Raw genomic sequence first — 6,314 nt, 5'->3', positions numbered from 1 at the left:
CCTTCACCTCACCGGTCCCCGACAACGCCCGGACGGCGTCCGGGGCGGTCGGCGTGGCGCTGGAGGTCGGGCGGGTGGTCCGGCCGGCCCCGGCGGGCGAGGCGTCGCCGGCGGTGGAGTCGGCGCTGCACGCCCCCAGCGCGAGCGCCGTCGCCGCCAGCCCGACGGGCACGGCGTGGGTGGTCCGGCGTCGGTTCATGACGACCCCTTTCGCGCCTCCGTGGCGGTGGCGGCTCCGCATGTCGACTGCTGCTCCTGTGCACACGAGGCACGAGCGGACCGCCCGGTTCCCGGGACCGCCGGATTTTCCGTCGATCCGTTGACGCGTTGTCGGTGGGGAGGTGTACCGTTCTGATTGTTCGAACAGGTGTTCGAACACCACTCCGGTGGGGGCGACCTCGACCCCCGCCCCCGCCGGGGTTCCCGCTGACGCGGCACAGCATCACCACATGCCACCGACAGGTGGCGCCGAGGGGTCGGACAGGGCGGGGTCGAAGGCTGGTTCACGAGTCCCGGTCGAGGGACCGGGGGAGAGGAAGCGAGATGCGCCGGTACGACGATCCCGTAGAGGTCCGCAAGGGGATGGTGGGCAGCCAGGAGGCGCCCGAGCAGTTCCTGTGGCGGGGCCGGCTGTGGAAGGTGCGCGACGTGCTCGCGCACTGGGTGGAGACCGGGCCGTGGTGGCAGTCCTCGGGGGTGCGGGCGGTGGTCGGCACCGACGACGCGTTCGCCGAGGAGCCGTCGGTGGCCCCGTCGCCGGTCGGGCACGACCTGCTCGCGGAGCGCGAGATGTGGCGGGTCGAGGCCGGCGCCGGCATGACCAGCGCCGGGGTGTTCGACCTGTCCTTCTCCTGGTCCGACGGCCACTGGCAGCTCGTCGGCTGCGCGGACTGAGGGGGACCGGTGAATCCCTACACGCTCCCCGCCACCACCCACGCCTACCTCGAGCGGTCCGCGGAGTCGCTGCGCGAGGCGATCACCACCTCCGAGGTGCCCGCCCGCTACGCCTTCGCCCACGTCGCCGCGCTGCGGGCGGCCGCCGCGCTGCTGGCCGCCCGGGCGGCCCCGGCGACCACCACCCGCCGCCGTGGCCAGAAGAACGCCTGGGTGCTGCTCGCCGAGGTGGCCCCCGAGCTCAGCGAGTGGGCGGCGTTCTTCGCCTCCGGGGCCTCCAAGCGGGCCGCCGCCGAGGCCGGCTCGGTCCGCGCGGTCACCGAGCGCGAGGCCGACGACCTGGTCCGCGAGGCCGACCGTTTCCTCGCGGTCGTCGAGCAGGCACTCGGGCTGGCGCCGCACGTGTCGTTCGAGCAGCAGATCCCCTGGCGTGGCGGAGCCGCGCACTCGATGGGGCGCGGAGGCGTGCGCAGTGCCTGACCCGTTCGTCCACCTGCACGTGGCGTCGGGCTACTCCCTGCAGTACGGCGCCTCCCACCCCCACGTCCTCGTCGAGCGCGCCGCCGAGCAGGGGATGGACACGCTCGCGCTCACCGACCGCGACGGCACCTACGGTGCGGTGAAGTTCGCCAAGGCGTGCCTGGCCGCGGGGATGCGGCCGGCGCTCGGGGTGGACCTCGCGTACGCCGACCCCGGTGGGCCGGGAGTCGTCGGGGCGGGCCGCCCGGCGCCGGGCCGCACCCCGGTCCGGGGCGGGGCGTTCCGCGACCCGCGGCTGCCCCGGGCCACCTTCCTGGCCCTGAGCCGGGACGGCTGGGCCGCGGTGTGCCGGCTGGTGTCGGCGACCCAGCTCGCGGGAGAGCGGGGGCGTCCGGTGACCACCCCGGACCTGGTCGCCGAGCACGTGGCCGGCGGTGACGTGCTGGTGCTGCTCGGCCCGGGCTCGACCCTCGGTGCGGCCGCGACCGAGCGCCGCGACGACCGGGCCCGGGCGGTGCTCGACCGGTGGCGCGAGATCGTGCCCGCGGGCAACCTGCTGGTCGAGGCGGTCTCCCACCGGCTGCCCGGCCACGGCCCCGGCTCCTCGCCGCACGCCGCGCGGATGCTGGGGGTGGCGCGGGAGGCCGGGTTGGGCGCGGTGCTCAGCAACGCGGTCCGCTACGCCGACCGGCTCGACGCGCCGACCGTCGACGTGCTCGACGCCGCGCGCCGGCTGGTGGCGCTCGACCTGCGCCACGTCGACCGCGGCAACGCCGAGGGGTTCCTCAAGTCCGGCAAGCAGATGCTCGAGGTGGCCGAGGAGGTGTGCCGGTTCGCCGGGCTGGGGGAGCGCGAGGCGGTGCGGCTGCTGGCCCGCACCCGGCTCACCGGCGACCGGGCGGCGCTCGACCCCCGGGCCGACCTCGGGCTGGGCGAGGTGCACTTCCCCGACCTGGAGTTCACCGGCGGCGGGGTCGCGGCCGACGCCGACCGGCTGCTCCGGGAGCGCTGCGAGGGGGCGATCGGGTGGCGCTACGGCAACGCCCCCCGGCAGCGGATCTGGAAGCGGCTCGACGACGAGCTGGAGGTGATCCGCGGCCTGGGCTACGCCTCCTACTTCCTCACCGTCGCCGACGTCACCGACCTGATCGCGGAGATGGGGGTACGGGCCGCCGCCCGCGGGTCCGGCGCCGGCAGCCTGGTCAACTACCTGCTCGGGGTCTCCGGGGTCGACCCGATCCGGCACGGGCTGCTGATGGAGCGGTTCCTCTCGCCGCTGCGCCAGGACCTGCCCGACATCGACGTCGACGTGGAGTCCGCGCGCCGGCTCGACGTCTACCGCGCGATCCTCGACCGCTACGGCGGCGAGCGGTGCGTGTGCGTCTCGATGATGGACACCTACCGCGTGCGCCACGCGGTCCGCGACGTCGGCGCCGCGCTGGGCATGCCGCCGGGCGAGACCGACGCGATCGCCAAGGCGTTCCCGCACATCCGTGCCCGCGACGCCCGGGTGGCGCTGCGGGAGCTGCCCGAGCTGCGCGCGAGCGGGCTGGGGGAGGAGCGGCTCGACCTGATGTTCCGCCTCGTCGAGCGGCTCGACGGGCTGCCCCGTCACATCGCGGTGCACCCGTGCGGGGTGCTGCTCTCCGACGCGACCCTGCTCGACCGCACGCCGGTGGAGGCGTCCTTCGCCGGGTTCCCGATGAGCCAGTTCGACAAGGACGACGTCGAGGACCTCGGCCTGCTCAAGCTCGACGTGCTCGGCATCCGCATGCAGTCCTCGATGGCGCACGCCTTGCAGGAGATCGAGCGGGTCGACGGGGTGGTGGTCGACCTCGAGGACCGGGTGCAGGTGCCGTTCGAGGACGACCCGACGTACTCCATGATCAGCCAGTCCAAGACCCTGGGCGTGTTCCAGATCGAGTCGCCGGGGCAGCGGGAGCTGGTCGGCAAGTCCGGCATCGAGTCCTTCGAGGACATCATCACCGACATCTCGCTGTTCCGGCCGGGGCCGGTCAAGAGCGACATGATCACGCCGTACCTCGAGGCCAAGCAGGGCTGGCGGTCCCCGTCCTACCTCCACGACGACCTGCGCCCGATCCTCGGCGAGACCCACGGGGTGGTGGTCTTCCACGAGCAGGTCATCGAGATCATCGCCCGGTTCGCCGGCATCTCCTACGCCGAGGCCGACGAGAAGCGGCGGGCCCTCGGCGACGTCGAGGGGATGGCCGAGACCCGCCTGTGGTTCTTCCCGCGGGCGCTCGCACTGGGGTACTCCCCGCGGGTGGTCGAGCAGATCTGGACGGTCCTCGAGGCGTTCGCGTCGTTCGGCTTCTGCAAGGCGCACGCCGCGGCGTTCGCCCTCCCGACGTACCAGTCCGCCTGGCTCAAGGCGCACTGGCCGGCGCACTTCCTGTCCGGGGTGCTCACCCACGACCCCGGCATGTACCCCAAGCGCCTCATCCTCGAGGACGCCCGCCAGCTCGGGATCACCGTGCTCGGCCTCGACGTCAACGCCTCGCAGAAGGAGTACGTCGTCGAGCGGCTCGGGGAGGCGGAGCCGACTGCGGAGGCGTGGCCCCCCGCTCCCACGGAGCCGTCAGGGCTTCCCGACGGCTCCGGCTACGGCATCCGGCTGGCGCTGTCGGAGGTGAAGGGGATCAGCGAGGCCGAGGTCGACCGGGTGGTGGCCGCCCGTCCCTACCACTCGCTCACCGACTTCTGGCACCGCGCGCGGGTGTCCCGGCCGGTGGCCGAGCGGCTGGTGCTGGCCGGCGGGTTCGACAGCGTCTACGGCATCGGGCTGCCCGGCGGGATCAGCCGCCGGGGCACGGTCACCCGGCGTGACCTGCTGCTGCAGGTCGCCGAGCTCGACCTGCACGCCCGTGCGGTGGAGCGGGCCGGGCGGGGTCGGGGGCTGGCCGGGCGTCGGGTCGCCGCCCAGGTCCGGGGGCTTCCGGCGACGCCGGCCTCGACGGCCCGGGCGCGGGTCGAGGAGGCCGCCGCCCGCAACAGCACCGACGCGCTGGACCGCGAGAGCGCGGCGCCGGTCGAGCGGCACGCGCTCGCCTCGCCGGGGATCTGGGCGCAGGCGGCCGCGCAGTCGCAGGCGACCCGGGCCCCCGAACCGGTCACCTCGGTCCAGCTCACCCTCGACCTCGGCGACGAGCCGCGGGAGGGCGAGGCCAGCGGGCTGCCCGAGATGGACGCCGAGGAGCGCATGCGCGCCGAGCTCGAGATCCTCGGCCTCGACGCGAGCCGGCACGTCGTGGAGTCCTACACCGAGTTCCTCGACGCGCTCGGCGCCACCCGCAGCAAGGACCTCCTGCGTCAGCGCAGCAAGGCCGAGCTGCTGGTCGCCGGGGTCAAGGTCGCCACCCAGACGCCGCCGATCCGGTCCGGGCGCCGGGTCATCTTCCTGACCCTCGACGACGCCACCGGCCCGGTCGACGCGACGTTCTTCGAGGACGCCCAGGGCCCGTACGCCGCCACCGTCTTCCACTCCTGGCTGCTGGTGGTCCGCGGCGAGCTGCGCCGTACCGGCCGTCGCGGGGTCTCCCTCCGCGCCACCGGCTGCTGGGAGCTGCCGGTGCTGCACGCCCTGTGGCAGCGCGAGGGGATCGCGGCGGTGCACGAGGCGATGGCCGTGGTGCCCGACGGGTTCGCCGGGGTCGGGGTGGAGCGCGCGGTCGCCGGCGCGGCCGAGAGCCGGGCCACCCGGCCGGTCATGTCAGCCCCGCAGAGCTTCGAGGGCGCCGACGGTGACGCGCCGCACGCCGCCACCCGCGGCACTGCCGGCGGCATGGGTCGGCGCCGGGTGCTGGTGCACTCCAGCGGCTTCCGGATGTCGCCGTACTCCGACATCAAGCCGGCCGGCGAGGAGACCCGCCAGGTCGCCCGCAAGCTGTGGCACCGCAGCCCGGGGAGCGCCGGATGAACGACCGCCGCCCCGGGGCGGTTCGTCGCCCACTGTTTCGTCTGGTGGGCTCGGTCGCTCGCTCGTCCCCTTCGAGACGGGCCTGGCGGCCCTCCTCAGGACACCGCCTCGCTCGACTCAGTCGCCCACTAGGGTTGCTGCCATGGCAGCCACCGAACGTTCCGAGCGGCCCAGCGAACGGCGGGCAGCCACCCGCACCGCGGTCGTGTGGGAGGCCCTGCGGTCGGTGCTCGACGCCCCCGGGGACTTCCTCGACATCGGCGGCGGCACCGGCGGCTTCGCGGTCCGGGTCGCTGAGCTCGGTCACCGGGTCTCGGTCATCGACCCCAGCCCCGACGCGCTCGCCGCGCTCGACCGGCGCGCCCAGGAGAGCGGCGTCGCCGACCGGGTCGCCGGCCAGCAGGGCGACCTGTCCAGCCTGCTCGACGTGGTCCCCGCCGGCGGGGTGGACGTGGTGCTCTGCCACGGCGTCCTCGAGTACGTCGACGACCCCGGCGCCGCACTGGCCACGATCGGCGAGGTGCTCCGCCCCGGTGGCACCCTCAGCCTGCTGGTCGCCCAGCGCCACGCCGCCGTGGTCGCCCGGGCCATGGCCGGCCACTTCACCGCCGCCCACGGGCTGCTCGACGGCACCGAGCCGGTCGGCCGCTCCGGCCGCCGGTTCACCCTCGAGGAGATCACCGGCCTCCTCGACACCGCCCACTTCACCACCCGCTCCGTGCACGGCGTCCGCGTCTTCGCCGACCTGGTCCCCGGCTCCCTGCTCGACCTCGAGCCCGGCTCCACCCGGGCCCTCGTCGACCTCGAGCGCGCCGTGTCCACGCGCCCCGAGTACCTCCCCCTCGCCACCCAGGTCCACGTCCTGGCCACCCACTGACCCCGAGGTCCTGCGGACATCGATCGGCGGCGGGACGGGCCGGGCCGGTAGGGGCCCACGCCGGGCCCCGGCCCGGGCCGGACTCGACTGCTCGGCGGTGAGGGGTGCGGGTCGGCGCCGACTCGA

General features: G+C 75.0%; 5 protein-coding genes. 4 read left to right on the top strand and 1 reads right to left on the bottom strand.

All coding sequences use genetic code 11. The features are described 5' to 3' along the window. A partial coding sequence (locus tag EKO23_RS19505; RefSeq protein WP_217702709.1) for a hypothetical protein occupies positions 1 to 199 on the bottom strand: 199 nt, incomplete at its 3' end. Positions 200 to 543: 344 nt separating this feature from the next. Here EKO23_RS19505 and EKO23_RS19500 point away from each other — a divergent pair. The 4 genes from EKO23_RS19500 to EKO23_RS19485 all read left to right on the top strand — a co-directional run bounded on the left by EKO23_RS19500 (position 544) and on the right by EKO23_RS19485 (position 6,188). Continuing rightward, positions 544 to 894, top strand: a complete 351-nt coding sequence (locus EKO23_RS19500; protein WP_134719810.1) for a DUF6504 family protein — start codon at positions 544 to 546, stop codon at positions 892 to 894. A gap of 9 nt (positions 895 to 903) precedes the next feature. Next, positions 904 to 1,374 (top strand): SAV_6107 family HEPN domain-containing protein, encoded by a 471-nt coding sequence (locus EKO23_RS19495; protein WP_134719808.1) that lies wholly within the window; start codon positions 904 to 906, stop codon positions 1,372 to 1,374. Continuing rightward, positions 1,367 to 5,311, top strand: a complete 3,945-nt coding sequence (locus tag EKO23_RS19490; RefSeq protein WP_134719806.1) for a DNA polymerase III subunit alpha — start codon at positions 1,367 to 1,369, stop codon at positions 5,309 to 5,311. Before EKO23_RS19495 ends, EKO23_RS19490 begins: the two co-directional genes overlap by 8 nt. Before the next feature lie 142 nt (positions 5,312 to 5,453). Next, a complete protein-coding gene (locus EKO23_RS19485; protein ID WP_134719804.1) occupies positions 5,454 to 6,188 on the top strand; it encodes a methyltransferase in 735 nt (244 codons plus the stop codon). The last annotated feature ends 126 nt before the right edge of the window (positions 6,189 to 6,314 follow it).

Origin of the sequence: Nocardioides guangzhouensis (assembly GCF_004519545.1) — a bacterium.
Lineage (GTDB): Bacteria > Actinomycetota > Actinomycetes > Propionibacteriales > Nocardioidaceae > Nocardioides > Nocardioides guangzhouensis.
The sequence above is the reverse complement of the archived record's forward strand: the minus strand, read 5'-3'. Positions and strand labels throughout refer to the sequence as shown.

Excerpts from the sequence above, each read along its gene's own strand:
- EKO23_RS19500 (WP_134719810.1), top strand. The coding sequence starts at position 544 with ATGCGCCGGTACGACGATCCCGTAGAGGTCCGCAAGGGGATGGTGGGC.
- EKO23_RS19485 (WP_134719804.1), top strand. The coding sequence starts at position 5,454 with ATGGCAGCCACCGAACGTTCCGAGCGGCCCAGCGAACGGCGGGCAGCC.